The 24,228-nt window shown below is 42.6% G+C and carries 24 protein-coding genes; 8 read left to right on the top strand and 16 right to left on the bottom strand.

Annotation, left to right across the window (positions count from 1 at the left end; genetic code table 11):
* Positions 1–91: 91 nt before the first annotated feature.
* Positions 92–1,411 (top strand): UDP-glucose dehydrogenase family protein, encoded by a 1,320-nt coding sequence (locus M1D84_RS02205; protein WP_213404733.1) that lies wholly within the window; start codon positions 92–94, stop codon positions 1,409–1,411.
* A 33-nt stretch (positions 1,412–1,444) separates the two neighbouring features.
* On the opposite strand, the gene M1D84_RS02210 is transcribed toward M1D84_RS02205, so the two are convergent.
* The 5 genes from M1D84_RS02210 to alsS form a co-directional block, all read right to left on the bottom strand.
* Positions 1,445–1,984, bottom strand: a complete 540-nt coding sequence (locus tag M1D84_RS02210; protein ID WP_249116498.1) for a chromate transporter — start codon at positions 1,982–1,984, stop codon at positions 1,445–1,447.
* Positions 1,981–2,532 (bottom strand): chromate transporter, encoded by a 552-nt coding sequence (locus M1D84_RS02215; RefSeq protein ID WP_044333385.1) that lies wholly within the window; start codon positions 2,530–2,532, stop codon positions 1,981–1,983. The genes M1D84_RS02210 and M1D84_RS02215 overlap by 4 nt, the downstream gene beginning before the upstream one ends.
* Before the next feature lie 46 nt (positions 2,533–2,578).
* Positions 2,579–3,055, bottom strand: a complete 477-nt coding sequence (locus M1D84_RS02220; protein WP_103131707.1) for an Lrp/AsnC family transcriptional regulator — start codon at positions 3,053–3,055, stop codon at positions 2,579–2,581.
* Positions 3,056–3,206: 151 nt separating this feature from the next.
* On the bottom strand, positions 3,207–3,977 hold the full coding sequence (gene budA, locus M1D84_RS02225) for an acetolactate decarboxylase (RefSeq protein ID WP_024423683.1): 771 nt from the start codon (positions 3,975–3,977) through the stop codon (positions 3,207–3,209).
* Positions 3,978–4,012: 35 nt separating this feature from the next.
* Positions 4,013–5,713: an acetolactate synthase AlsS gene (gene alsS / locus M1D84_RS02230; protein ID WP_024426310.1), complete on the bottom strand. Its 1,701-nt coding sequence runs from the start codon at positions 5,711–5,713 to the stop codon at positions 4,013–4,015.
* Between the two features lie 150 nt (positions 5,714–5,863).
* Here alsS and alsR point away from each other — a divergent pair, with 150 nt between their 5' ends.
* Positions 5,864–6,751 (top strand): acetoin biosynthesis transcriptional regulator AlsR, encoded by an 888-nt coding sequence (alsR, locus tag M1D84_RS02235; protein WP_213404734.1) that lies wholly within the window; start codon positions 5,864–5,866, stop codon positions 6,749–6,751.
* A gap of 59 nt (positions 6,752–6,810) precedes the next feature.
* On the top strand, positions 6,811–7,428 hold the full coding sequence (locus M1D84_RS02240; protein ID WP_081372103.1) for a flavin reductase family protein: 618 nt from the start codon (positions 6,811–6,813) through the stop codon (positions 7,426–7,428).
* A gap of 36 nt (positions 7,429–7,464) precedes the next feature.
* On the opposite strand, the gene rbsB is transcribed toward M1D84_RS02240, so the two are convergent.
* The 9 genes from rbsB to M1D84_RS02285 all read right to left on the bottom strand — a co-directional run bounded on the left by rbsB (position 7,465) and on the right by M1D84_RS02285 (position 16,916).
* Complete coding sequence (rbsB, locus tag M1D84_RS02245) at positions 7,465–8,382, bottom strand: ribose ABC transporter substrate-binding protein RbsB (protein WP_024423679.1); 918 nt, start codon at positions 8,380–8,382, stop codon at positions 7,465–7,467.
* A 13-nt stretch (positions 8,383–8,395) separates the two neighbouring features.
* A complete protein-coding gene (gene rbsC, locus M1D84_RS02250; protein WP_024423678.1) occupies positions 8,396–9,349 on the bottom strand; it encodes a ribose ABC transporter permease RbsC in 954 nt (317 codons plus the stop codon).
* Position 9,350: 1 nt separating this feature from the next.
* Positions 9,351–10,832 (bottom strand): sugar ABC transporter ATP-binding protein, encoded by a 1,482-nt coding sequence (locus M1D84_RS02255; protein ID WP_024423677.1) that lies wholly within the window; start codon positions 10,830–10,832, stop codon positions 9,351–9,353.
* A 15-nt stretch (positions 10,833–10,847) separates the two neighbouring features.
* Positions 10,848–11,240, bottom strand: coding sequence for a D-ribose pyranase (rbsD, locus tag M1D84_RS02260; RefSeq protein ID WP_024423676.1), 393 nt, complete (start codon positions 11,238–11,240; stop codon positions 10,848–10,850).
* Complete coding sequence (gene rbsK / locus M1D84_RS02265) at positions 11,237–12,115, bottom strand: ribokinase (RefSeq protein WP_024423675.1); 879 nt, start codon at positions 12,113–12,115, stop codon at positions 11,237–11,239. Before rbsK ends, rbsD begins: the two co-directional genes overlap by 4 nt.
* The gene (locus M1D84_RS02270) at positions 12,112–13,098 is read right to left on the bottom strand and encodes a LacI family DNA-binding transcriptional regulator (RefSeq protein WP_024423674.1); all 987 of its coding nucleotides are present in this window, start codon (positions 13,096–13,098) and stop codon (positions 12,112–12,114) included. Before M1D84_RS02270 ends, rbsK begins: the two co-directional genes overlap by 4 nt.
* A gap of 117 nt (positions 13,099–13,215) precedes the next feature.
* The gene (locus tag M1D84_RS02275) at positions 13,216–14,358 is read right to left on the bottom strand and encodes a Ger(x)C family spore germination protein (protein WP_024423673.1); all 1,143 of its coding nucleotides are present in this window, start codon (positions 14,356–14,358) and stop codon (positions 13,216–13,218) included.
* The gene (locus tag M1D84_RS02280; protein WP_024423672.1) at positions 14,348–15,445 is read right to left on the bottom strand and encodes a GerAB/ArcD/ProY family transporter; all 1,098 of its coding nucleotides are present in this window, start codon (positions 15,443–15,445) and stop codon (positions 14,348–14,350) included. Before M1D84_RS02280 ends, M1D84_RS02275 begins: the two co-directional genes overlap by 11 nt.
* Positions 15,435–16,916 carry a spore germination protein gene (locus M1D84_RS02285; RefSeq protein ID WP_024423671.1) on the bottom strand — a complete coding sequence of 494 codons (1,482 nt, stop codon included), beginning with the start codon at positions 16,914–16,916 and terminating at the stop codon, positions 15,435–15,437. Before M1D84_RS02285 ends, M1D84_RS02280 begins: the two co-directional genes overlap by 11 nt.
* Positions 16,917–17,662: 746 nt before the next feature.
* Here M1D84_RS02285 and pgsB point away from each other — a divergent pair.
* From pgsB to M1D84_RS02310, 5 genes are all read left to right on the top strand, one after another.
* Positions 17,663–18,844: a poly-gamma-glutamate synthase PgsB gene (gene pgsB, locus M1D84_RS02290; protein ID WP_024423670.1), complete on the top strand. Its 1,182-nt coding sequence runs from the start codon at positions 17,663–17,665 to the stop codon at positions 18,842–18,844.
* Between the two features lie 15 nt (positions 18,845–18,859).
* On the top strand, positions 18,860–19,309 hold the full coding sequence (pgsC, locus tag M1D84_RS02295) for a poly-gamma-glutamate biosynthesis protein PgsC (protein WP_007497520.1): 450 nt from the start codon (positions 18,860–18,862) through the stop codon (positions 19,307–19,309).
* An 18-nt stretch (positions 19,310–19,327) separates the two neighbouring features.
* Positions 19,328–20,494 carry a CapA family protein gene (locus M1D84_RS02300; RefSeq protein ID WP_024423669.1) on the top strand — a complete coding sequence of 389 codons (1,167 nt, stop codon included), beginning with the start codon at positions 19,328–19,330 and terminating at the stop codon, positions 20,492–20,494.
* Positions 20,491–20,661 carry a hypothetical protein gene (locus M1D84_RS02305; protein WP_087976066.1) on the top strand — a complete coding sequence of 57 codons (171 nt, stop codon included), beginning with the start codon at positions 20,491–20,493 and terminating at the stop codon, positions 20,659–20,661. Before M1D84_RS02300 ends, M1D84_RS02305 begins: the two co-directional genes overlap by 4 nt.
* Positions 20,662–20,769: 108 nt before the next feature.
* Positions 20,770–21,993: a C40 family peptidase gene (locus tag M1D84_RS02310; protein WP_151039790.1), complete on the top strand. Its 1,224-nt coding sequence runs from the start codon at positions 20,770–20,772 to the stop codon at positions 21,991–21,993.
* A gap of 56 nt (positions 21,994–22,049) precedes the next feature.
* Here M1D84_RS02310 and M1D84_RS02315 read toward each other — a convergent pair whose 3' ends face one another.
* Together M1D84_RS02315 and M1D84_RS02320 are read right to left on the bottom strand one after the other, a co-directional pair.
* Positions 22,050–22,931: a Cof-type HAD-IIB family hydrolase gene (locus tag M1D84_RS02315; RefSeq protein ID WP_185853896.1), complete on the bottom strand. Its 882-nt coding sequence runs from the start codon at positions 22,929–22,931 to the stop codon at positions 22,050–22,052.
* Positions 22,932–23,094: 163 nt separating this feature from the next.
* Positions 23,095–24,060, bottom strand: a complete 966-nt coding sequence (locus tag M1D84_RS02320; protein ID WP_025093927.1) for an LCP family protein — start codon at positions 24,058–24,060, stop codon at positions 23,095–23,097.
* Between the last annotated feature and the right edge of the window lie 168 nt (positions 24,061–24,228).

Raw genomic sequence — 24,228 nt, forward strand, 5'->3', positions numbered from 1 at the left:
GGGGGTTTTTGTATGCTTTTAAGAATGGAATGAAAGCTCCCGGCATACGATGTCATTACAAGCATAAGGAGTATGGGGAGCTGATGGTGTCATGAATATTGCGATTGCAGGCTGTGGGTATGTGGGGCTTGTGACAGGTGTGTGTTTAGCGGAGGCAGGTCATGATGTGGCGTGTATTGATATTGACCGCCGAAAGGTCATGCAGCTGAAACAAGGAAATCCCCCAATGTATGAGCCAGGGTTAAAAGAGCTATTGAAACGCAATCTTGAGCAGGGACGAATTCATTTTCACATAGATGAAGCGGAAGTCTACTCGCGGGCTGATGTGTTAATGATTGCAGTCGGCACCCCGCAGCAGGCAGATGGCCAAGCTGATTTACAGTATGTGTTTCAGGCTGCAAAAGAGATGGGCTTAAAAGCAAAGTCAGGGGCGATTCTTGTGGTGAAAAGTACAGTGCCTGTCGGAACGGGTGATCAAATCGATCAGTTGATCCATCAAGAATTAGGACGGAAGGAGCCACTAGCGATTGCATCTAACCCAGAATTTTTACGGGAAGGCTCTGCCATTTCAGATACATTGAGGGCGGATCGGCTAGTGATTGGAGCTGAAACAAAAGCCGTATTAGACCAGTTAGAGGAGATGTATGCTGATTTCCATCTTCCATTGGTGAAAACAGACCGTAAAAGTGCTGAAATGATCAAGTACGCATCAAATGCATTTCTTGCGACAAAAATCAGTTTTATGAATGAAATTGCTTCCATTTGTGAAAAAACTGGTGCTGATGTTGAATGGGTGGCGCAGGGAATGGGGCTTGATCAGCGGATTGGTTCTTCCTTTCTCAGAGCGGGCATTGGCTATGGAGGTTCTTGTTTTCCAAAGGATACAAATGCACTTGTCCAAATTGCAGGGCATGTGTCCCATGATTTTGAGCTGTTAAAGGCTGTCATCAAAGTAAATAATGAGCAGCGGGCGGGTTTTATCCAAAATATTCAGGAGCGGCTGGGGGCAGTTCTTGAAGGGAAGCGAATTGCGCTACTTGGTCTGTCCTTTAAACCGAATACAGATGATATGAGGGAGGCGCCATCTATTCCGATCGCTCATGAGCTCCATCAATTAGGTGCGGAGCTTGTGGCATATGATCCTGTTGCTGCCCGGCATGCAGCTCGCGAGCTGCCGGATCAAGTCTTATTTGCTCAAACGATTGAGGAAGCGATCAAGGATGCCGATGCGGTCTGTCTATTAACAGAGTGGGCGGATATTCAGTCGTTTCCACTTGCGTCCTATAAGAAATGGATGAAGCGGCCGCTTATTTTCGATGGGCGAAACTGTCATACACTTGAAGCGGCAGAACAAGCAGGGGTCGAGTATCATTCGATTGGGCGCAGATCAGTTTCTCCAATTTATATGTAAAAGAAAACCGATAACAGTGAATGTTATCGGTTTTTATGAATGCGGCAGAATGAATCCGCCATATAAAAATGCAGCCACAATCAGAAAGGCAGGGTGCAGCTTGAATTTGGTCATCAGGAAAAAGGAGATCGCAGCAATGGCGAGCGATTGCGTCCAGCCGATGGCTTTCACAGCATCTCCGCCGATTTCCCATGTTAATAAAAGCATCATCATCGCAATGACAGGCTGAACGGATAAGGTCATGCCTTTTACGACGGGAGATTGACGAAAGCGGTCAATCAGCTTGAGCAATAAAATCAGCCCAACAGCGGACGGCATTACAGTTGCAAGCAGTGCCACGATAAAGCCTGGCCAGCCCATGACGTCATAGCCGACATATGCTGCAATCTTCGTAGCGATTGGCCCCGGCAGTGCATTGGCTAAAGCCAGCATATTGGAGAATCCTTCGTTCGTCATCCAATGAAAATGATTGACGATTTCTTCATAATTGAGCGGGATGGATGCAGGACCACCGCCATAACCTAATAGATTGGATAAAAAGAATGCCCAGAATAAAAAGAGAATCAGTATCATGAAGACACTCCTTTCTCTTTATTTAGCCGATTCCAGCGATTTTTCAGTTTAAAATGAAAGGCGCCATAAAGTAAAAAGATCATGACAATAATTCCTGGATGAATGGACAGCACTTGTAGCCCAATAAAGGCAAGAAGGAATAGAGCGATCCCGAAGATCATGCCGAAGCCTTTCAGCGCTTTTTGTCCAAACTCATATGCCATGATCCCGAGAAGCACGGCAATGACAGGGGTCACAGCACCAATCATATTTTGAATGATTTGTGAGGAGCTTAAGACGCTGACAAGTGTGACAAGGGCTACCATGGCGAGACATGTTGGTAAAATATGAGCAGCTGTGGCGACAATTGCGCCAGATACGCCCTTTAATCGATAGCCGAGGTATGCTGACATTTTTGTTGCGATCGGGCCTGGTAAGGCATTGGCGATGGCGAGTGTTTCTCCGAATTCGTCATCGTTGATCCATTGGTATTTCACCACCGCTTCATGGCGAATAAGCGGTATCACGGAAGGGCCTCCGCCAAAACCGAGAATACCGGTTCGCACCATAGCGATAATGAGTTCGATATATGATTGCAAGTGGTTCAACTCCTGTCTACAATTTCATGCCCATGCGGCTTTTGTATCGTTTAATGAGCATTTGGCAGTCCACACTGACAACGCCTTCTAGCGGGTATAGCTTTTTTGTCAGGAAAGTCTCCATTTCATGTTCATGTTGAAAAATGCCATGCATATGCAGCTTGCTTGGTCCTGTCATGTGATAAAGGCTTGTGACAGCCGTTTCCTTTTCAAGCTGAAGGGCAACCGCTTCTAAAAATTTCGGCTCTACCTCTACATTAAAGAAGACAGAAACATGAATGCCGACCTTCGCGGGGTTAATTACAGCGGTGAATCGTTCAATGACCCCTACTTCAACGAGCTGCTGAATGCGGGCTTGTACGGCAACACGTGACAGACCGACCTGTTTGCCGAGATCTGTATAAGACATGCGCCCGTCCTCGTGTAATAGGGATAAAATTTGTTTATCTCTTTCGTCTAATGTTAGGTTTGGAATGCTATAGTCTTTTGACACCGTATAACCACCTTTCTTCTGTTGATATTCTATCATATTTATTACGAATAGAATGAATGAATTATCATTTGCTATCGAAACGAAAACATTGCATGTAAGAAATTATCTTTATGCATAAAAAAACACCCCGATCTCATCGGGGTGTTTTCATTTATTGATCCGGGCTGCTTTCTGCACTGGCAATTTGCTGTGCAAGGTCAGCTCGATCAATGTCTGCTTGGAAGAATTCCTGCGTATTTGGCAGATGTAAATTCATATGGCGTTTTTGAGAAATGCGGATGGTGACTTGATCAACGGTGTAATCAAATACGTGTCCACCAACACTTCGATCTTCATCAATAAAATGAAGATGATATCCACTCACCGCAATGCCGTGTGCGTACTGCGGTGTACGGAAGCCTGCGATCGTACCTTGAATATCCTCAAAGTCGAAAATAGGCTGAGACTTGACTGCTTCTACCATCGGAACGTAAGGTTTTTCCTGTTTTTCAACCGTACGTGTTTGAACCTTTTTGAATGATCCATCAATGCGGACCGCATAAAAGATATTTTTACTTGGTAAAATGCGGTCGATTTCTTCTTCAAGTTCTTTGGACGTCATAGGTGCATCAATTCGATGAACGATATCTGTTTCAAAGAATGCTAGAGAGCAGAAAGGTGAATAATCTTGATTGGTGACCGGTGTCGCTGTTCCATCCGAGCGCAGCCGGTAGAATGCGCCGTCAAAGCCGATCAGCTCTCCATCTAATTGATTGAATGTACCGATGCCAAAATCACCGTGTTCAGGAATATGTGCGAGGGAGAAATCTCCATCATATACGGCTTCCAGCAGGGAGGTCATTGTCGATACTTGATAGACCTCTTGTTGTTTGTCATGCTGTCTTGTGTCATTCTGTTGATTCATTGGGTGCATCATACCCATAACCGCTCACTCCTTTAATGTAATGTATCGAAGTCTTATCTGACGTTCATTGCATGTTTTTTGCGAAAGACTTCTGGCCATTTTTGACTGGCGAGGTCAGGGTTGTCTTGATAGTCAATCGGAATATCAATAATCACGGGTCCTTCTATGTTTATACCCTTTTGAAGGACGGTTGAAAGCTCCTCAGGTGAGTTGACCCTTAGTCCAGTCGCTCCAAAGCTTTCCGCATATTTCACTAAATCGATCTGCCCGAATTCAACGCAGGATGTACGGTCATATTTCATTTCCTGCTGGAACGCGACCATGTCGTATGTGCTGTCGTTCCAAACAAGGTGAACGAGGTTTGTTTTCTTCCGGACAGCTGTTTCTAGCTCCATTGCGGAGAAGAGAAAACCGCCATCACCTGAGACCGAGATAATCTTTTCATCTGGATTCATGATAGAAGCCGCAATTGCCCATGGTAATGCGACGCCTAATGTTTGCATGCCGTTACTCACCAGGAATGAGTTCGGTTCATAGACGCGGAAGTGACGGGACATCCAAATCGCGTGAGATCCGATATCACACGTGACCTTCGTGTCATCAGGAATCAGACGTCTCAATGTATGAATGACATCCAGAGGGTGAGATCGATGACTTTCTCTTTCTGGTGTCTTTTCGATGTCGCTTAATAGTTCCTGTAATTCAGTGACGAATTCTATGTTCTCTTTGCTTAGAGAAAGGGGAACACTGTCATGCGCTAGATGTTTGACGGTTTCAGAAATATTGCCTACAAGCTCAAGAGCTGGCTCATAAAAATGGTCAATATCTGCCTGCATGTCATCAACATGGATGATCTGACGCTGCTGCGGCTGAAGATTCCAATGCTTCGGATCATATTCAATTGGATCAAAGCCAATGGTCAAAAGGACATCTGCATGTTCAATGAGAAGATCACCCGGCTGATTACGGAATAAGCCGATTCTGCCTACATATTGAGACTCGAGCTCTCTTGAGAGAACGCCGGCTCCTTGGTACGTTTCAACAAATGGGATACCAAGTGTTTTTAATAATGCTCTTGTGGCATTTGCAGCAGCTGGACGACTAGCTTTCATTCCCACAATCGCAATAGGTAAGTGTGCATTTTGAATTTTGGCGATAGCCGAACTGATGAGAGCATCTGGTGCAGGACCTAATTCTGGAGAAGGGTGAGCAGACACTGGTGTTTGTGTGGTGTGTTCTGTCACGACATCTTGTGGAAAGCTGATAAATGCTGCTCCAGCCTGCCCTTTTTGTGCCGCGCGAAAAGCATTCGTTAATGCTTCTGGTATATTATGAACGTCTTGTACTTCAACGCTATATTTTGTGACTGGTTTGAATAATGCCGCATTGTCGAGTGATTGATGTGTTCGTTTCAGACGATCTGCACGAATGACGTTTCCGGCGATTGCGACAACAGGATCACCTTCTGTATTGGCTGTTAATAGACCTGTTGCTAAATTAGATGCACCAGGACCTGATGTGACAAGACAAACACCTGGTTTGCCGGTTAAACGTCCAACAGCAGCTGCCATAAAGGCTGCATTTTGTTCGTGTCTGCATAGGACAAGCTCTGGACCTCTGTCTTTTAATACATCAAATACAGCGTCAATTTTTGCACCTGGAATCGCAAAAACATGGGTCACACCTTGAGCAATCAGCGTATCAACAATCAACTCTGCTCCTCGTCTTGTTAGGGGTTGTGCTTGAGATTTCATTTACCCCGCACTCCTTTCGGCAAGTAAAATTTTTTATGAAAATATATTTTCATGATATGATTTACTATACATTTCATAAAATAAATTTTCCAATATATGTTTAACGTGGTTTTGATATGTTTCACGAATAAGTGTGTGAGGAGTGAAAGGATGGAACTGAGACATTTGCAGTATTTTGTCACAGTAGCGGAGGAGCTGCATTTTGGCAGAGCAGCCGCGCGGTTGAATATGACACAGCCTCCACTTAGTCAGCAAATTAAGCAGTTTGAGGAAGAATTGGGTTTTCCTTTATTTCACCGGTCGAAGCGGGTAGTGGAGCTAACAGCAGCTGGAAAGGTCTTTTTACATGAGATTCGGGGAGTGCTGCAGCAGCTTGATAAAGCCGTTGATCATGCCCGTCATACAGCAAGAGGAGAGCTGGGGAAAATCATCATAGGTTTTGTTGGAACGGCGACGTATGATATTCTGCCGCCCGTTGTACGTGAATTCAGGGAGCTGTATCCCTCTGTCAGTATTGAGCTGCAGCAGCTTTCTGTTCCGCAGCAGCTAGAGGCACTTTTAAATGGTGAGATTGATATCGGTTTTTTACATCCTACACCGCCGCATGAAGAATTAGTGAGTCGTTTGATGAAGCAAAGTGAATGTATTTTTGCGATTCCAAAAAATCATCGATTGGCTAATAAAGAGACGGTCGCGATTGAAGATATCCGTCATGAACCGATTATTTCTTTATCACAGGAATCATGGCCGTCTCTTTATCAGCACTTTGTCCTGCTATGTGAAAAGTACGGGTTTTCTCCAAATATCGTGCAGGAAGCGGCGGAATATCAAATGATCATTGGCCTCGTCACAGCAGGGATCGGTATTGCAGTGATTCCAAAATCAGCCCGGCGTTTATTTAATCTGGATGTTGTCTATCGGGCCATTGAGGATGAAAAGCTTCTGGCGGAATGGACGATTTCCTATAGACGGGAAAATCATAATCCTGCTTTATTTCATCTTGTTCACCATATCCTGCATCGCACCGAGCTGGAATAAGAGGTATAGGGAACGGGTTATGGTATGATGTCGTTACATTAAAAGGAGGCGTACCTGAATTGATTACATTGCAAATGGATCAGCTGTCACGAAAAGAGGCATATAAATTATTATCTGGTTCTATCGTTCCAAGACCGATAGCGTTTATTACAAGTCTGTCTAAAGAAGATGTTGTCAATGCCGCACCATTTAGTTTCTTTAATGTCATCAGCGGACACCCGCCGCTCATTGCGGTTTCTATCGGACGACGTGATGGTCAGATGAAAGATACTGCGCAGCATATCATTGACAGGGAAGAGTTTGTCGTCCATGTGAGTGATGAAGACATGATAGAAGATATTAATGAAACAGCTGCTACATTGCCTCGGGAAGAGAGTGAGCTGGATCGCACCGGACTTCACCAAGTAGAGAGTCATGTCATTTCAGTGCCGGGAATCAAGGAAGCGCGCATTCGTTTTGAATGTCAGCTGGAAAAACATCTGACCTTTCAAAATGATGAAGGGGAGATCACAGTTGATCATATCATTGGCCGGGTTGTATGTGCACATTTAGATGAGGGTGTTTATGATGCAGAAAAAGGCTATGTTTCTACTAATGAACTGAAACCAGTCGCTCGCCTAGCAGGTAATGATTATGCCCATTTAGGCATGTCATTTGTGCTGAAAAGACCACAGTAATAGGAAAACCCCCGAGGGAAATCGGGGGTTTTCTGTTTATTTCTTCTGTTCTAGTTTGAGTGGAGCTGCGATGTTCTTTTGTACCTTTTTCCCTTTTAATACGTCGTTTGCAGCACCGACTGCCAGTTGACCGATCAGCTCTGGCTGCTGCGCAACCGTTGCAGAGAGCTTTCCTGCTTTGATTGAGCTGAGTGCATCTTCGTTGCCGTCAAAGCCAACGACAAGAATGTCTTTCCCAGAGCTTTGAATCGCTTCTAGTGCGCCAAGTGCCATTTCATCATTGTGGGCAAAAACGGCTTTGATGTCAGGGTTTCCTTGAAGGAGGTTTTCCATGACATTCAGTCCTTTTGTCCGGTCGAAGTCAGCAGCTTGTTTTGCTGTCACTTTTAGATCTTTATCCGCTATTTGATGGAATCCTTTTCCACGCTCACGTGTAGCGGAAGCGCCTGGTACGCCTTCTAATTCAGCGACTTTTGCTCCTTTGCCAACCTTGTCAATGATAAATTTAGCTGCCATTTCTCCGCCTTTGACGTTATCTGAGGCGACAAGTGCTTCTACCTTTCCACTTTCGGCTGAGCGGTCTAATGTGATGACAGGTATATCAGAAGCGTTTGCTGATTCGACAGCGGTTGATATGGCAGATGAATCCGCTGGGTTGATGAGCAATGCGTCGACGCCTTGCTGAATAAGGTCTTCTACATCACTTGTTTGTTTAGCTGAATCATTTTGTGCATCTGCAATCACGACTTCAATGCCTAGCTTTTTCGCTTCTTTTGTCACACCGTTTTTCAGAGAAACGAAGAATGGGTTATTTAACGTCGAGATCGACAGCCCAATTTTGATGTCCTTTTTCTTGCCATCCTTTGATGACTTGGCCCACTCCGGCGGTTCAAGTGAGCAGGCAGAAAGCATGAACAATGAGAGAGTCAGGATGAGAATAAGATATTTTTTCATAGCGGCTGCCTCCTTAAGCAGATTTCTTTCTGTCTAATAGGACTGCAATCAAGATGACAATCCCTTTCACAACAGATTGATAGAATGATGAAACGCCAAGTAAGTTCATACCATTGTTCAGGACACCGATAATGAGCACCCCGATGAGTGTGCCGACAATTCTTCCTCTTCCGCCGGACAGGCTTGTCCCGCCAAGTACGACGGCAGCAATGGCATCAAGCTCATAGGACGTACCAGCTGTTGGCTGCGCTGAATTTAGGCGAGATGTTAAGATCGCACCTGCTAAGGCAGACATGAAGCCTGCTAATGAATAGATCATAATTTTCACGCGTGGTACTTTGATTCCTGAGATGAGAGCCGCTTTTTCATTCCCGCCGATGGCATATGTTCTTCTGCCGAAAGGTGTTTTATGAAGCAGTACCCAAAGTACGATAAAGGTGAGAAGCATCGTAATCGCTGGAACAGGAATGCCTAAGAAATATCCGCGGCCGAATAACTGAAAGGCATAGTTAGAGCCAAGCCCAGTAATCGGGTTTCCGTCTGTATAAACGAGTGTCAAACCTCTGAAAATTGTCATCGTGGCAAGCGTTGCGATAAATGGAGCCATCTTGCCTTTTGTGATTAAAAGACCGTTGATCATCCCAAGAACGGCACCGATGATACAGCCGACGATAATGGCTAAAATCGGATCCATGCCAGAAACGATAAAGCCGGCAGTCAGGGCACTGGACAGTGCAAGAATGGCACCGACTGATAAATCAATACCTCCAGTTAAAATAACAAACGTCATGCCAAAGGCAATGAGGGCATTAATGGAGATTTGTCTCAGTAAGTTTAAGATGTTTAATGGCTCTAAAAAGGCCGGATTTAAAATAGAAACAATGGCGACAAGGATGATGAGTCCTAAGAATGGCCCAAGCTTTTGCATGATGTGATCAAATCGTCCATTTGAAGTAAGTGGTTTCATGTTACTTCCCTCCTGTAGCTAGTGTCATAATTCGTTCCTGTGTAGCTTCTGTTTTGTCTAATTCCCCGCTGATGGTTCCTTCATGAATGACGAGCACCCGATCGCTCATCCCGAGTATCTCTGGGAGTTCAGAGGAGACCATTAAAATGGCAACGCCTCGATCAGTCAGTTCATTCATTAACTGATAGATTTCTCGTTTCGCTCCGACGTCAACACCTCGTGTCGGTTCATCTAAAATCAAGACCTTCGGCTGTATGCCGATCCATTTGGCAATGACGACTTTTTGCTGATTTCCCCCAGACAGGCTTCGGGCAGAGATGTCAGAGGAAGCCGTTTTAATCGTCAGTCGTTTGATGAGAAGGTCGACAAAATCCTGTTCTGTTTTCTTATCAATCAATCCCTTTGGAGAGAAGCTTTTTAAGTTTGGCAGACCGATGTTTTCACGGATGGATGCATCAAGCATCAATCCTTCATCCTTGCGATCCTCTGTGATAAAGCCGATGCCGAGCTTGACGGCATCACTTGGTTTTTTAATAACAGCCTTTTTTCCATGAACCCATATTTCTCCTTGATCAAGAGGATCAAGACCAAACAGCGACCGCATCATTTCGGTCCGGCCAGCACCCATTAAGCCTGCAACACCAACGATTTCTCCAGCTTTAACTGAGAAGCTGATATCTTGAAATTGTCCTTTTCTCGTTGCTTGTTTCACCTCAAGGACAATGTCTCCTGTAGAGGGCGTTCGCTCAGGATATCGATCTGTCAATTCACGGCCGACCATTTTTTTGACGACTTCATGGAAATTCGTTTCAGGTATGGCTTTCGTATCGACCGTTTTCCCATCACGCATGATCGTAATCCGGTCACAGATGGCGAAGATTTCCTCCATACGGTGAGAAATATAGACAATGGAAACGCCTTCTTTTTTGAGAGATTCAATGACCTGGAAGAGCTTCTCGATTTCCCGTTCCGTAAGAGCTGCTGTCGGCTCATCCATGATGATGACCTTTGCATCGGTCATTAATGCTTTTGCAATCTCAATCATCTGTTTTTGTCCAACAGAACAGCTGCCTGCCTCTTGTTCAAGTGAGAGATTCACAGACAAACGGTCCAGCTGCGTTTGGGCGAGGGTCTTCATTTTCTTAGTATCTAGCAGTCCGAGTTTCGTATAGATTTCTTTCCCGATGAATAGATTCTCCAAGACGGTCATATCCGGCCATATGTTGAGCTCCTGATGAATGAAGGCGATGCCGTGCTGCTCCGCTTCCTTCGGATTTTTGAAAGCGGTTTCTTTTTCGTCGATTTGTATCGTTCCTTGATCTAAAGAATAAAGACCTGTAAGCAAATTCATTAAAGTTGATTTTCCCGCACCATTTTCACCCATGAGTGCGTGGACTTCACCTGTGACGAGGTCAAAGGAGACCCCGGAGAGAACGGTGTTTTTTCCAAAAGCCTTATGGATGTTATGCATCTCTATGTTCATATCTGGCTCCTCCTTTTAAAAGATGACACCGGCATGAAGAATGCAGTTTGCGTATGGGGTGGCTTCACCCGTTCGAATGACTGCTTTTGCCTGTTTGGTCATGTCTTTGAACGTCTCGTGGTCTACTTCATGTAACGGTTTTGAGAGCGCTTTCTTAAGAAATAAATGATCTCGTTCATTGGCTTCTTTGATTTCACTAGCTACAGTGATGTTTTCAACGGCCATTTCCTGAAGAAGGAGGGAGGTGACCTCCTGAAAGGATGGTGTGCCGATTGATAATGCTAGGTCAATTTTGACTGGACCTTCTGGGATAGGAAGACCACAGTCTGCGATGACGATTGTATCTGTGTGGCCAAGGTCAGCAAGCACCTTGGTGATATGGCTGTTTAGGATGCCGTTTTTTTTCATTTCTTTTTCTCCAATTCTTCTCTTGTTGGCATGCCGCCTTGTGCGCCAAACTTTGTGACGGACATTGATGCTGCAAGGTTGGCAAAGGCAAGTGCGTCATAGAGGGATTTGCCTTCTGTTAGAGCGACAGCCAAGGCTCCGTTAAAGGTATCACCAGCTCCTGTTGTATCGACTGCTTCGACAGGAACGCCTGGAACCCACACGTCTTTCGTTCCATCAAAATATCGAACCCCATTTTTTCCTTCTGTGATCAATAATTTGTTAGGGTATTGACGCAAGGCATCTTCAATTGGCAGACCATCAAACATCAGAACAGCTTCATGTTCATTCGGTGTAATGTAAGCAGCCTGATCTAAAACCTGCTTCGATACTTTACGGGCTGGTGCAGGGTTTAATATGACAGGGATTTCTTTTTCACTGCAAATGGCGCAGACCGCTTCGACCGTTTCTTCAGGTATTTCCTGCTGGATGAGAACCATCCCAATATCATCAATTGTAGAAAGAGCAGTACTTACATAGTCAGGAGTAACCTCGTTATTTGCCCCTTTGACCACTACAATGCTGTTATCACCTTCTGCTAAAATGATATGAGCTGTGCCGCTCTCCATTTCGGTAACCGGTTTCATATATGAGGTACGGACACCTTGTGCTTGTAAATTGCTGAGAATATCATGGCCATAAGCGTCATCACCAACTCGGCCGACCATATATACATCTGCACCGAGTCTGGCGCTTGCGACTGCCTGATTGGCACCTTTCCCGCCTGGGACCGTTTTAAACGATTCGCCTAAAACCGTTTCACCGGCATTTGGCCGTTTATCTGAAGTGACGACTAAATCCATTGAACAGCTTCCTACTACAACAATATGACTCATTGTGAATCCACCTTTCTTGTGGTCTCTCGTTCAATAAAAGAGACGGGCATTTGAATAACTGGTTGATCTATCGGTTGTTTCTGAATCGCTTTGATTAACAGCTGTGCCGCTTCTTTTCCCATCTCATAGGCGGGCTGCCTTATGGTCGATAAGGAAGGGAAGAGCAGCTCACTTTGCGGAATATCATCAAATCCAATGATTTGAACGTCTCCTGGAATCGCTTTTCCGATTCGAAGCGCTTCATGGATGACCGCTGTTGCGACGATATCATTGCTGGCAATGATCCCATCTGTTTCAGGGTACAGCTGGAAAAGGGCCTTGGCACTTTTTCGGGCTTCTTGAAAGGAAAAGGAAGCATTAGACATCACATGAAAGTCGACACCTGTTTCCGTGAGAACATCGAGTGCGCCTTTGAATCGCTGCCGCGCTGTTTGCAGATGGGCAGGTCCTTTTAACAGTGTGATCTGCCGGCTACCGCGTCTGATTAATTCCATTGCCGCCATTTTCCCGCCAGCTGCAGCATCTGCAAAAACAGAAGGTGCATGTGGAACTGTTCGATCTAAAAACACAACAGGCAGATCATCATCATTGTATATATCTGACTCAGGTTCATTTGTGACCGCGATGACACCGACAACTTGATTTTGTTTAAAGGTTTGCAAGTATGCCATTTCTTTCTCTCGATCTTCATCACTGTTTCCGAATAATAACCGAAAACCGTGCGCATGAATCTCATCCTCAACGCCTCTAGCAAGCTGAGGAAAGAAGGGGTTTGTGATATCAGGCAAGATTAAGCCGATTAAGCGTGATTCTCTTTTGAAAAGGGATCTAGCCACTTCATTGGGAAAGTAGTTCAACTCCTGCATCGCTTGCGTCACGCGGGTTTTCGTATCTGAATGAACATATCCAGTATCATTGAGCACGCGTGAAACAGTGGCAACAGACACTTGTGCAGCTTTTGCGACATCTTTAATTGTAGCCAATGGAGAGCCTCCCTTCATGAATGTGTAACCGTTTACACACATAGATTATCACGAAAGCATCGAAATGACAATCTAAAAAAAATAAAAAAAGAAAAGAAAGAAGGCTTCTTCCTTTTCTTAACTAATAATACCTGTTTGTGTAATGTTCACTTTCACTTTTGGAATGATTTTCACCTTCGGATAATCGGTGACCCAGTTCATTTTCATATATTCATCATAGTGTTTTACCCTATATTTTCTGCCAAGGCTTAGGACGTCAGAATTTGCTTCTTGCAGGGCCGCAATGACTCTTTCGGCATCTTTAGTCAAAATAGCTGACAGCCTTTTATTTAGCATTTTAATTTTCTTGTCTGTATCTAAATTATCTTTCGGATATTCAATAACAGAGGTATTGAATTCAAACTCAAGAGAGAAGGTTACGTTTCGATGATCAGGATTGACGATTTTAATGTCTCTTTTTGTATCGGTAACTTGAATGCTGATGTAATTGTTCTCTTTTGATTTCATATCACTTCTTACTTTTTTTGTGAAGTTTGCATAACTGCCCATTTTTCCATCCATGATGGTGAGCAGAATGGCATCTTGCGCATAAAGTTCTCCTTTCATTTTCTCATTATCAAATAAGGCGACCCCCCTTACACTCGTTAACTTTTTTGATTTATCGTAGTAGAGTAATGGCAGTGTGAAATCCTCGCCGGTTTGCAGCATTTTGGACCGGATATTTTGAATGTTCTTAGGTGCAACTTGTGAGGAGCGTGATGCAGAAGTGATCAGGTTGTTTAAATAGTCGCTCACAATGAGTTTTTCCTTGAGCAGAGAATTGATTAAGTCCACACAACTCCCGCCTTGCACCACTGCCAAGTTTGCGAGCAAAGGGCTTTTGGGATCGCGATAAAACATATCTAAGTAAGGGAGCAGCCGGTTTTGGGCAAATTCATCACCGATCAGCAGCACCCTCATTTTAGACATATCAATTTTTTGGTCTACACTCCGGCTAAAGTTGCTTCTTGCTTTTCTTAAAGTAGGCGCATCGGTTGTGAGAACAGTGGTTAAATAGCTGCCTGAATTCCCTTGCTGCATACTTTGAGACTGCTGCACCTTTCGATAGGTAATCGAATATCTCGCATTGTCATCCTCTCCTTGATCAACAGCTGAAGTTAATACGAGAGAGATGTCTTTTAATAGGTTTTGATCCCAGCAGCCAGGCATGAAAATGAGGGAAACACACATAAGCAGTGTCAATATGTACCTATGATGCATGTGATTTCACCTTCTTTTTGCGGTGTTTGATAAAGATGATAACGGCCATCATGATCGGAAGTGTGTATATAAATGAATATTGTGCAGCGGTAGTAAAGTCATTGAAGCGCTGAATTCTAAAGTTATCAGTTGAAAGAAAACAGCTTGCAGCATAAATCAAAATGGCAAAATAGTAGACATATTTTTTGTGATTTTTTTTCTTCAGCATACTGGACACACCATTTGCACAAAAGTACAGATAATTACTCAGTGTGGCTAAAATGACAAAGACCCAAAAGCTTAGAAAAATTAAATCCGTGCGCTCAATGACACCGAATGTAATGGTTTTTAATAGATACAAAACAGGATTCGGGATAACATCAAGCTCAGCTGGGCTGAAAAACATAAAACAAATTAATGTAATAAATAGGTAGTAAAGCGTCGTGCATATATTTGAAATGGTCATCACTTTATATCGTTCCTTAATGGTGCCCTTCATCAGTGGAGAGATGATTAAAATCATCTCAAATCCATTCATTGACAGCACCACGTCCTTCAATCCAAGCTGAAATTGAGAAATATCTGTTTGGAAAAAGGGCAGAAGGTAATCAATATTGGTTCCTTTCAATGAATAGAACATCAATAGAGAGAGCATGAGCAAAAAGGGAGTTAAGATAAAGTTAAACCTGACAATGGCTGTAATTTGCTCCTTTGCGATATAGACAATGCATATCATCAGTAATAGGTTAATCACCCAGTTTGGTGTGAGCGGGAGCACCCATATGCCAAGAATCCTTGTGAATATAGAAAGTACAACAATGCAAACCGAAGCAAAGTATACCGTATAGAGCACGACCAAGGTGCGTCCAATCCATTTTCCAAAGACCTCAATCAGCGCTTGGAAAAATGACGTTTCTGGATACTTGTAGATGATATAAAGAAAAATGGTATTGATGATTTGGATAAAAAAACACGCGACAATTATTGCCATCCAGCCATCGTGTCCCATGTCTTTCATTAGCAAATGGGGGAGCGCTAAAATACCAACACCAATTTGAGATTGGATGATAAAAAAAACAGCTTGAGGTGGAGATATTTTATTTTTCATTTTTCTTTTTCCACCCTCTCAGTTGTTCAATTTGTTTGTTCTTTTGCGGATTTAAATAAACAGGGCGGTTTTTGTACATCCACATTGGGAGTCGAACCACAGTATCTTTTAAGTCCTGCCAGTTAAAGGGAGCAACAGGTGATAAATATGGCACCCCTAGTGATTCTAGGCGGCATAAATTCATGAGAATAATGGCAAGCCCAAATGAAATGCCAATAAATCCAAACATCGATGCCATAAACATGAGCGGGAAACGAAGCATCCTGATGGTGGACGTCATTTCAAACGACGGAAGTACAAATGAAGCGACAGCCGTCACAGCGACTACTATCACTTGGACATTCGAAATAAGTCCTGCTTGTACAACCGCATCCCCAATAACCAAACCTCCTACGATGCCAATGGTCTGCCCGATGGGTTTAGGCAGACGCACCCCAGCCTCACGTATAAGTTCAATTGTGATCTCCATCAGCATAGCCTCAATCAATGGAGGAAAAGGGATGCCAATAATAGAGTTCTTCATCGTAATAGCTAGTTCATCTGGGACAACCTCATAATGAAACGCAATAACCGCAATATAAAAAGATGGCAATATGACTGCGATGATGCAGGCAAGATAACGAAGAATACGAATAAACGTAGCAGGAATCCAGCGGCTGTTATAATCATCCGGCGACTGAAAAAAACTAAAGAACGTGATAGGCAGAATGATGGCCATTGGACTGCCATCCATGAGTACGACTATTCTGCCTTCAAGAATCGCAGATCTTACCTTGTCCGGACGTTCTGTATCAATCAGCTGCGGGAAAATAGAATATGAATCTTCCTCAATTGCCTCAACGATAGAGCCAGGACTTATCAGTGTGTCTACTTTAATAGAAGAAATCCGTCTGTTGACTTCTTCGACCTTTTCTTGATTGGCAATATCAGATATATAAACCGTTGCAAGCCTTGTTTCCGATTTTGTACCGACCTTATGATATTGAATGGCGAGCTTCCGATCATTTAAATGCGAACGCAGTAAGTAAATATTGGTATCAAGACTTTCAACAAACCCGTCATGTGCACCCGCGATAATACTTTCAGAAGACGGTTCAGTAATAGAGCGCAGCGGCGGCTGTCCGACAGCAAACAGCTTGATTTGCGAGGAGTTTTCATCAAGAAAGGCAATACTTCCCGCAATAATACTGTCTGTGATCAGCGTCAAGTCGCCTGTTTCAAGTGTGCTAAGAGACTTTATATAATTCTGCTTTCCAGGAGAGCCTAACAAGTTACCGATAATGAAATCATTTAATTTGCCTTCATCTATTCTTGTTTTAATAAAGAACAGCACAGATTTTGTTTCATTCACCATTAACTCTCGGTATTCAAAATCGCCGCTTTGCTGAAATGTTTTTTTTAGGATACGGATTTTTTCCTCGAAGCTGCCTGATAAAAAATGCAGGCGTGTCTGCTCATTGGTGTTTGGCATCTTTAGCCTCCTCTCACAGATTTTTTACCCATAGTGTAAGCGGAGAAGCGGATTTTATTCGTCTTCTTTGGGGAAAGCATGAAATAAGCTGACAACTTTCAACTAAATTCACATTAAAAATGTTAAGAAATGATGAATCTTGATAAAAACAAATGAATAATGTTTCATTGTTTAGGTCATAAGGTGTGAATATCGTAAAGAGAAGGTACACCGAAATGATCAAATATTTACATCTTATCCCAATTTTTCGTGACCTAAAAATAAGCATATGACTTGATTTTTTTAGAGGTGACCTTTGTCATAGGTCAACACATAGCAATCTGACCAATGAGGATGACTTTCTAACCTGTTCGTTCAAAAATATAAAACATTCCAAAACACGCACTATTCATTTAAAGCGCTGATATGACTGATGTTATAGAGAAGAGCGGGCTTTAAAACATTGATTCAAAATACATCTTAATAATTGTCAAAAAATTTAGGGAGAAAAGGACAAAAGATTTTCGGATCATTGATGGTAACGCTTTCTCATGAATTCAGCAGAAATTCAGATTGATTTTTGTCCGCCTTTTGGCCTTTTCATTTAAAGGATGGGTAGGCAAAAAAGCCTTCTGATTAGAGGAATTTGGCATACGAGGAAGTGAAAGATTATGTTACATAATACCGATTGTGATTTTATGCTGAACAGATATACTGTTGATTGAATTTACATATCACACTCATAAAAAAAGGAGATGTAGATAGCGATGTGGTTAATCGTTATAGCCTGTGTCATCATGTTAGGGATTGGCTTTATTGAAAAGAAGCGTCATCAGAAAAATATCGATGCCCTGCCGGTGCGCGTCAATATTAATGGTATTCGCGGAAAGTCTACCGTCACAAGATTGACAACCGGTATCTTAATGGAGGCAGGTTATAAAACTGTCGGTAAAACAACGGGAACGGATGCAAGAATGATTTATTGGGATACGCCAGAGGAGAAACCGATTAAAAGGAAACCGCAAGGACCGAATATCGGAGAGCAGAAGGAAGTTATGAGAGAAACAGTTGAAAGAGGAGCAAATGCCATCGTCAGTGAATGTATGGCAGTAAATCCAGATTACCAAATTATCTTTCAGGAAGAGCTGCTTCAAGCAAATATTGGCGTGATCGTAAACGTTCTTGAAGACCATATGGACGTTATGGGGCCGACACTTGATGAAATAGCAGAAGCCTTTACAGCGACAATTCCTTACAATGGACACTTGGTTATTACGGATAGTGAATATACAGATTTCTTTAAAGAGATTGCGAAAAAACGCAACACAGAAGTCATTGTTGCGGATAATTCCAAGATTTCCGATGAGTTTTTGCGGAAATTTGAGTACATGGTTTTCCCAGATAATGCTTCACTGGCACTTGGTGTTGCCCAAGCATTAGGGATTGATGAAGATACGGCATTCAGAGGAATGTTAAATGCGCCGCCTGATCCAGGAGCGATGAGAATTCTCCCATTAATGGACGCGAAAACACCTGGACACTTTGTAAATGGATTTGCGGCAAATGACGCAGCATCTACATTGAACATTTGGAAGCGTGTGAAAGAAATTGGATATCCAACAGATGAACCGATTATTATTATGAACTGCCGTGCGGATCGGGTAGATAGAACGATCCAGTTTGCGGAGGATGTACTTCCATATATTGAAGCAAGTGATCTTGTCTTAATTGGTGAAACAACTGATCCAATTGTGAAGGCATATGAGGAAGGGAAAATTCCGGCTGACCACTTACACAACCTTGAATATCAATCTACAGAAGAAATTATGAATATGCTTGAGAAAAAGCTTCATAATCGAGTGGTTTATGGAGTCGGCAATATCCATGGTGCCGCTGAACCGTTAATCGAAAAAATTCAAGAATACAAAATTAAGCAGCTTGTCAGCTAGGAGGAAATATAGAAAATGTTCGGATCAGATCTTTATATCTCGTTAATTTTAGGTGTTCTACTTAGTTTAATCTTTGCAGAAAAAACAGGAATCGTACCAGCTGGACTTGTTGTCCCGGGTTATCTGGCGCTCGTATTTAACCAGCCAGTCTTCATTTTAGTCGTCTTATCTGTCAGCTTGCTTACGTATGTGATCGTTCGCTTTGGCTTATCAAAATTCATGATTTTATACGGACGCAGAAAGTTTGCAGCGATGCTGATTACAGGGATTGCCTTAAAGCTGATATTTGATTTCTTCTATCCAGTGGTCCCATTTGAAATAGCAGAATTCCGCGGAATCGGAATCATCGTCCCTGGATTGATTGCAAATACGATTCAAAAGCAAGGTCTTACAATTACCCTTGGAAGCACGTTACTTCTAAGTGGTGCAACATTTGCCATCATGTATGTTTACTATCTATTTTAAGATAAGGTGTGTCCAATGATGAATAAAAAATTGAGCTTTCAGGAAAAGCTGCTGAAAATCACAAAGAATCAAAAGAAAAAGACGAATAAACACGTATTAATTGCTTTACCGATCGTCATTGCTTGTACATTTCTATTTACGTTTATCGGGAAAGCACAAGTGCCAACTGTACAAAAGAATCCAGAAAACATCCTGACCGCTTCGTTTGTCGGTGACATTATGTTTGGAAGAAACGTAGAGAAAGTAACAGACCGCTATGGAAAAGAGCATCTCTTTCGTTATGCCAAGCCATATTTTGATGTGTCAGATTATGTGACAGGTAACTTTGAGCATCCCGTCGCATCAGATAAGGAACAGGCAGCCCAAAAGAATATTCATTTAAAAACAGATGAAGATTCTGTCCAAGCGTTGAAGGATTTAAATTTCTCTGTCTTAAACTTTGCGAATAACCATGCGGCAGACTATGGTGAAAAAGGGCTGAACAACACGATCAATGCCTTTGAACAAAATGGTATGGATTATACAGGTGCAGGCCGTAACCTCCAAGATGCGAAGCAGAACATTTCGTATAAAGAAGTAAATGGTGTCAAAATTGCTACACTTGGTTTTACAGATGTGTATGGGAAAGATTTCAAAGCAACGAATCGCCAGGCGGGTATTCTGCCAGCCGATCCATCTATCTTTATTCCGATGATTTCGCAGGCTGCTGAAAAGGCAGATCTCGTCGTTGTTCATGCTCACTGGGGACAGGAGTACAACAATGAAGTAAACGACAGACAAAGAGAATTGGCAAGAGCGATGTCTAAGGCCGGAGCTGATATCATTATCGGTGCTCATCCGCACGTCCTTGAACCAATGGAAGTCTATAACGGAACAGCGATTTTCTATAGCCTAGGCAACTTTATTTTTGACCAAGGCTGGTCAAGAACACGTGATTCTGCACTTGTTCAGTATCATCTGAATGAAGATGGAAAAGCGACATTTGAAGTTGTCCCAATGTACATCAAAGAAGCAACACCTGCTCCAGTAAAAGCAGGATCTCTAGAATCAAAAGCCATTATCCGTATGCTGACCAATGGAACGAATGCAGATTGGAAAGAAAAAGACGGACACATTTTCTTTGAAGTAGATCACGCTGATAAAGTTAAAAACTTAAAAGAAAACGGAGGGAAAGAGAAGAAATGAAATTCCTAAAAGCAAGCTGGCCGTTTGTTGCGTTAATTTTAGTCTTTGTCTTTATGTCTGCTTTTAAATTTAGTGACAGTCTGACAGATCACGAAAAACAAAAGATTTCGGTTGAAATGCAGAAAATTGAACAGCAAAAGCAGTCAAAAGCGGAAGCAGGTAAATAACCTAAAAAGGATAAAGGGCACGCACATCGCGTGCTCTTTTTTTGTCGAAAAAGGGTGTAAAATGAAAGGTGTCATGCCGAAACTATAGAAGATTGGAGGGAAAAGATCATGAAATGGAAAGGAATATTGATAGGAGGGTGTGCGCTTGTTGGGCTGATGTTCATGTCTCAATCAGCGGTATCTGCTCAAACACCATCTCTTTTGGAGCAAGCGGAAAAGCTGATTGGAACACCTTATCATAAAGGAGGAACCGATCCAAAAACGGGCTTTGATGCATCTGGGTTTATTCAATATGTGTACAAGACATCCGAAACATTTGATTTGCCGCGGAAGGTAATCGACCAATATCAGATTGGAAAAAAGGTATCATGGGATAAAGCGCAGCCCGGTGACCTTGTGTATTTCCGAAGCCTTGAAGAAACAAAGGATATCCCAACACATGTGGCGTTGTACGCTGGGAACAATCAGGTCATCCACATCACGCTTAGTCAAGGTGTGGTGAAAACGGATGTCAGCAAAAGCAAATATTGGACAGACCGATTTTATGCTGTCAAACGCCTGCCCGGCACGCAAGAAATTTCTGATGACCCTCTTGTGAAAGATGCGCTGACCTATTTAGGAATTCCTTATGAATTTGGAGGAGCAGATCCAAAGACTGGATTCGACTGCTCAGGATTTTTACAGTATTTATTTGAAAAATCGCTTGGGATTTATTTACCTCGAAGTGCTGAACAGCAGTGGATCGTTGGAGAAAAAGTATCATTAGACAATATCCGCCCTGGGGATTTTGTCTTTTTTAGCAACACATATAAGCCCGGAATTTCTCATGTAGGTATGTATATTGGAGGCGACCGCTTTATTCATGCGAGCCGTTCTGAAAGTGTGACAATTTCTTATTTGTCTGAATCGTATTGGCGCGAAAAATGGACAGGTGCGAAACGGTTAACAGATCTGGAGCTTGCGAAAGAGGACCCTATCGTATCAAAAGCCGCTACGTATATTGGTGAAGTCCCTTATGTCAAAGGCGGTACGAACCCAAAGGAAGGATTTGATACAGCAGGGTTCACGCAGTACGTGTATCAAAAAGTGCTTGGCATTGAGCTACCCCGCTATGCATCAGGTCAAGTTAAAGCAGGTACACCTGTGAAACGTTCTGAACTTCAGCCGGGAGATCTTGTCTTCTTCAGCGGAACATCATTGATGCCGGCGATATATGCAGGATCCAATCAAGTCATTCATGTGACTGTCTCAAACGGTGTTGTCTTAACCAATATGAAAACAAGTACGTACTGGAAGGACAAATATGAAACGGCTGTTAGAATCAAAAAATAAAGAAAAAGCCCGATCAATACTTGTATCGGACTTCTGGACTTCTCTCTAGGCGCTGATCAGACAAGCGTCTTTTTTTCATGGAATTGATTTTGTAAAAGAAGATCAATAAAATAAGCGACACCGTCTTCATGATTTCCTTTTGTGATGAAGGTGCTCTTTTCTTTAATGACATCAACAGCATTCCCCATTGCAATGCGGTGGCCTGCTTCTTCAAACATAGAAAGGTCGTTTGGGCTGTCACCAATTGCATAAATATGTGAGCGGTCTACACCATAATGGGCTGCGAGCTTTTTCAGGGCATGTCCTTTTCCAGACTCTTTTGGCAGCACCTCAATAATATGCTTTCCAGACGAGGTCAATGAAAGCCCAGGCATGTCTGCCAGAAGATTTCGTGCTTCGTTCAGTTTGTTCATATCAAAAGAGAAGCAGAGTAATTTATAGGTCGGTTCGTTCGACTCAAAAATCTCACGGATATCATCCACTGGTTTGATGCCAAATTGTTTAAATTGCGTCATGGCTCCTTCCCATAGATCAGCGAGATCCTCATTTGGGTTTGCACTTTTGATCAGATCAAATTCTGCTTTCAGCTTCTCTTTTCCATCAAAAGGAGAGAGGAGAGCATCATCTGTATAGACTTCAAAGTAAATGTTTCGTTCCACTAATGCCTTTGCAGCCCGCTTGCCCGCTTCTTGGTCCAATGTGATTCGGCTGAAGAGCTCGTATCCTTCTGTATGGACAGTCCCGCCGTTTGCCGCAATAATGGGGATGTCCAAATCGCCAAGCAGCTCCTTGACATCAAAAGTTGCCCGCCCTGTACAGATCGTCACAATATATCCAGCTTCCTTCGCACGAATCAATGCCTCTCGGTTTTGAGCGGATATTTCACTTTTTGTATTTAAGAGTGTACCGTCTAAATCAATCGCAATCATTTTTTTCATCGCTGTCAAATCCTCCTTCATTCATGCAATAGCCTCTTCAAAGTATGTACGATTTTCTTCATTCTCATAAAAAAGGAAGGTTGATTCCTCTCTATCAAGGCTAAACAAAAATCAGTGAATGATCAAGGAAATAAGAAAAAGCGCCCCATAGGGACGCTTTTATTTATGATAATTCAAGCTGCTTCTTCAATTCTGTTTTTACTTCGTTCAGCTGGTTTTGATCCAATTGGAAATAATAAACGCCGTTTGGCTGGTAATCGGATCCTTTAAGCTGAATGGTATCAACCGATTTCAATGAAGTCAGAAGCGGGAAAAGACCGACTAACTCCTTCATAGAAAGGGTGGTTGACACATTATCACCGAGTGTATCAATGATATTGTCGTATGACGGAATAGACGTTAATGATTTTGATTTATCAAAAATGGCTTTTAACACTTCCATTTGTCGCTGCCCACGCATTAAGTCACTATCTGCTTTTCTCGTTCTCACATATGCGAGCGCTTGATCACCATCTAGTGTATGAGTTCCAGTTTGAAGCACAACCTTGCCTTTTGTATCCTTTTTAATCTGTTTCACAAGATACTCATCCTTGATGTTAATAGGAACACCGTTTAATTCGTTGACGATTTCTTTAAACGCTACGAAATTACTTTGGATGACAAAATCGACCGGAATATCTAGTAAATCTTCAACTGTGCTCACTGTTAAATCTGCACCGCCAAATGCGTGTGCGTGAGTAATTTTATCAAAACCGTGGCCTGGAATATTAACGTATGAGTCCCTAGGAATGCTTAATAATTTAACGGTTTTATTTGTGCGGTTAATGGTTGCCAAAACCATTGCGTCACTTCGTGCTTGTTTCACTGTTTCGCCCGGTCTGCTGTCAATTCCAAGCAGCAAGACAGAAAAGCTGTCTTTTCCTGGATCGAATGCTTCAATCCGTTTCACAGATTGTGCGCCGCGATCAAGAGATACTTGAGCCTTTTTGGCAGCATTTGTTATTTTATAGTAGGCATAGCCTGTGACTGAAGCAGTTGTCAGTAAAAGAATACTAATAATAAAAAGAGTGACTTTCACCCATGGTTTTAAACGCTTTTTCCCTTTGCGTTTACTTCGTGATTGATCCATATATTTTAAACCCTCGCTATGATTTTATAGTAAAGATGTCCTTCTTTCTGCTTACAAACTAAAACAAATATACCTTAAAACGGGATATAGTGCGACATTTTTTTCACTAACGCTTAATTGACGTTTCCTTCTCATAAAAAGTTTCAAAGATACACAAATGAAATATAT

It is taken from the genome of Bacillus sp. PK5-006, from assembly GCF_054161415.1.

Excerpts from the sequence above, each read along its gene's own strand:
- M1D84_RS02205 (WP_213404733.1), top strand. The coding sequence starts at position 92 with ATGAATATTGCGATTGCAGGCTGTGGGTATGTGGGGCTTGTGACAGGT.
- M1D84_RS02210 (WP_249116498.1), bottom strand. The coding sequence starts at position 1,984 with ATGATACTGATTCTCTTTTTATTCTGGGCATTCTTTTTATCCAATCTA.
- M1D84_RS02215 (WP_044333385.1), bottom strand. The coding sequence starts at position 2,532 with ATGGTGCGAACCGGTATTCTCGGTTTTGGCGGAGGCCCTTCCGTGATA.
- budA (WP_024423683.1), bottom strand. The coding sequence starts at position 3,977 with ATGGGTATGATGCACCCAATGAATCAACAGAATGACACAAGACAGCAT.
- alsS (WP_024426310.1), bottom strand. The coding sequence starts at position 5,713 with ATGAAATCTCAAGCACAACCCCTAACAAGACGAGGAGCAGAGTTGATT.
- alsR (WP_213404734.1), top strand. The coding sequence starts at position 5,864 with ATGGAACTGAGACATTTGCAGTATTTTGTCACAGTAGCGGAGGAGCTG.
- rbsB (WP_024423679.1), bottom strand. The coding sequence starts at position 8,382 with ATGAAAAAATATCTTATTCTCATCCTGACTCTCTCATTGTTCATGCTT.
- rbsC (WP_024423678.1), bottom strand. The coding sequence starts at position 9,349 with ATGAAACCACTTACTTCAAATGGACGATTTGATCACATCATGCAAAAG.
- M1D84_RS02255 (WP_024423677.1), bottom strand. The coding sequence starts at position 10,832 with ATGAACATAGAGATGCATAACATCCATAAGGCTTTTGGAAAAAACACC.
- rbsD (WP_024423676.1), bottom strand. The coding sequence starts at position 11,240 with ATGAAAAAAAACGGCATCCTAAACAGCCATATCACCAAGGTGCTTGCT.
- rbsK (WP_024423675.1), bottom strand. The coding sequence starts at position 12,115 with ATGAGTCATATTGTTGTAGTAGGAAGCTGTTCAATGGATTTAGTCGTC.
- M1D84_RS02275 (WP_024423673.1), bottom strand. The coding sequence starts at position 14,358 with ATGCATCATAGGTACATATTGACACTGCTTATGTGTGTTTCCCTCATT.
- M1D84_RS02280 (WP_024423672.1), bottom strand. The coding sequence starts at position 15,445 with ATGAAAAATAAAATATCTCCACCTCAAGCTGTTTTTTTTATCATCCAA.
- M1D84_RS02285 (WP_024423671.1), bottom strand. The coding sequence starts at position 16,916 with ATGCCAAACACCAATGAGCAGACACGCCTGCATTTTTTATCAGGCAGC.
- pgsB (WP_024423670.1), top strand. The coding sequence starts at position 17,663 with ATGTGGTTAATCGTTATAGCCTGTGTCATCATGTTAGGGATTGGCTTT.
- pgsC (WP_007497520.1), top strand. The coding sequence starts at position 18,860 with ATGTTCGGATCAGATCTTTATATCTCGTTAATTTTAGGTGTTCTACTT.
- M1D84_RS02300 (WP_024423669.1), top strand. The coding sequence starts at position 19,328 with ATGAATAAAAAATTGAGCTTTCAGGAAAAGCTGCTGAAAATCACAAAG.
- M1D84_RS02305 (WP_087976066.1), top strand. The coding sequence starts at position 20,491 with ATGAAATTCCTAAAAGCAAGCTGGCCGTTTGTTGCGTTAATTTTAGTC.
- M1D84_RS02310 (WP_151039790.1), top strand. The coding sequence starts at position 20,770 with ATGAAATGGAAAGGAATATTGATAGGAGGGTGTGCGCTTGTTGGGCTG.
- M1D84_RS02315 (WP_185853896.1), bottom strand. The coding sequence starts at position 22,931 with ATGAAAAAAATGATTGCGATTGATTTAGACGGTACACTCTTAAATACA.
- M1D84_RS02320 (WP_025093927.1), bottom strand. The coding sequence starts at position 24,060 with ATGGATCAATCACGAAGTAAACGCAAAGGGAAAAAGCGTTTAAAACCA.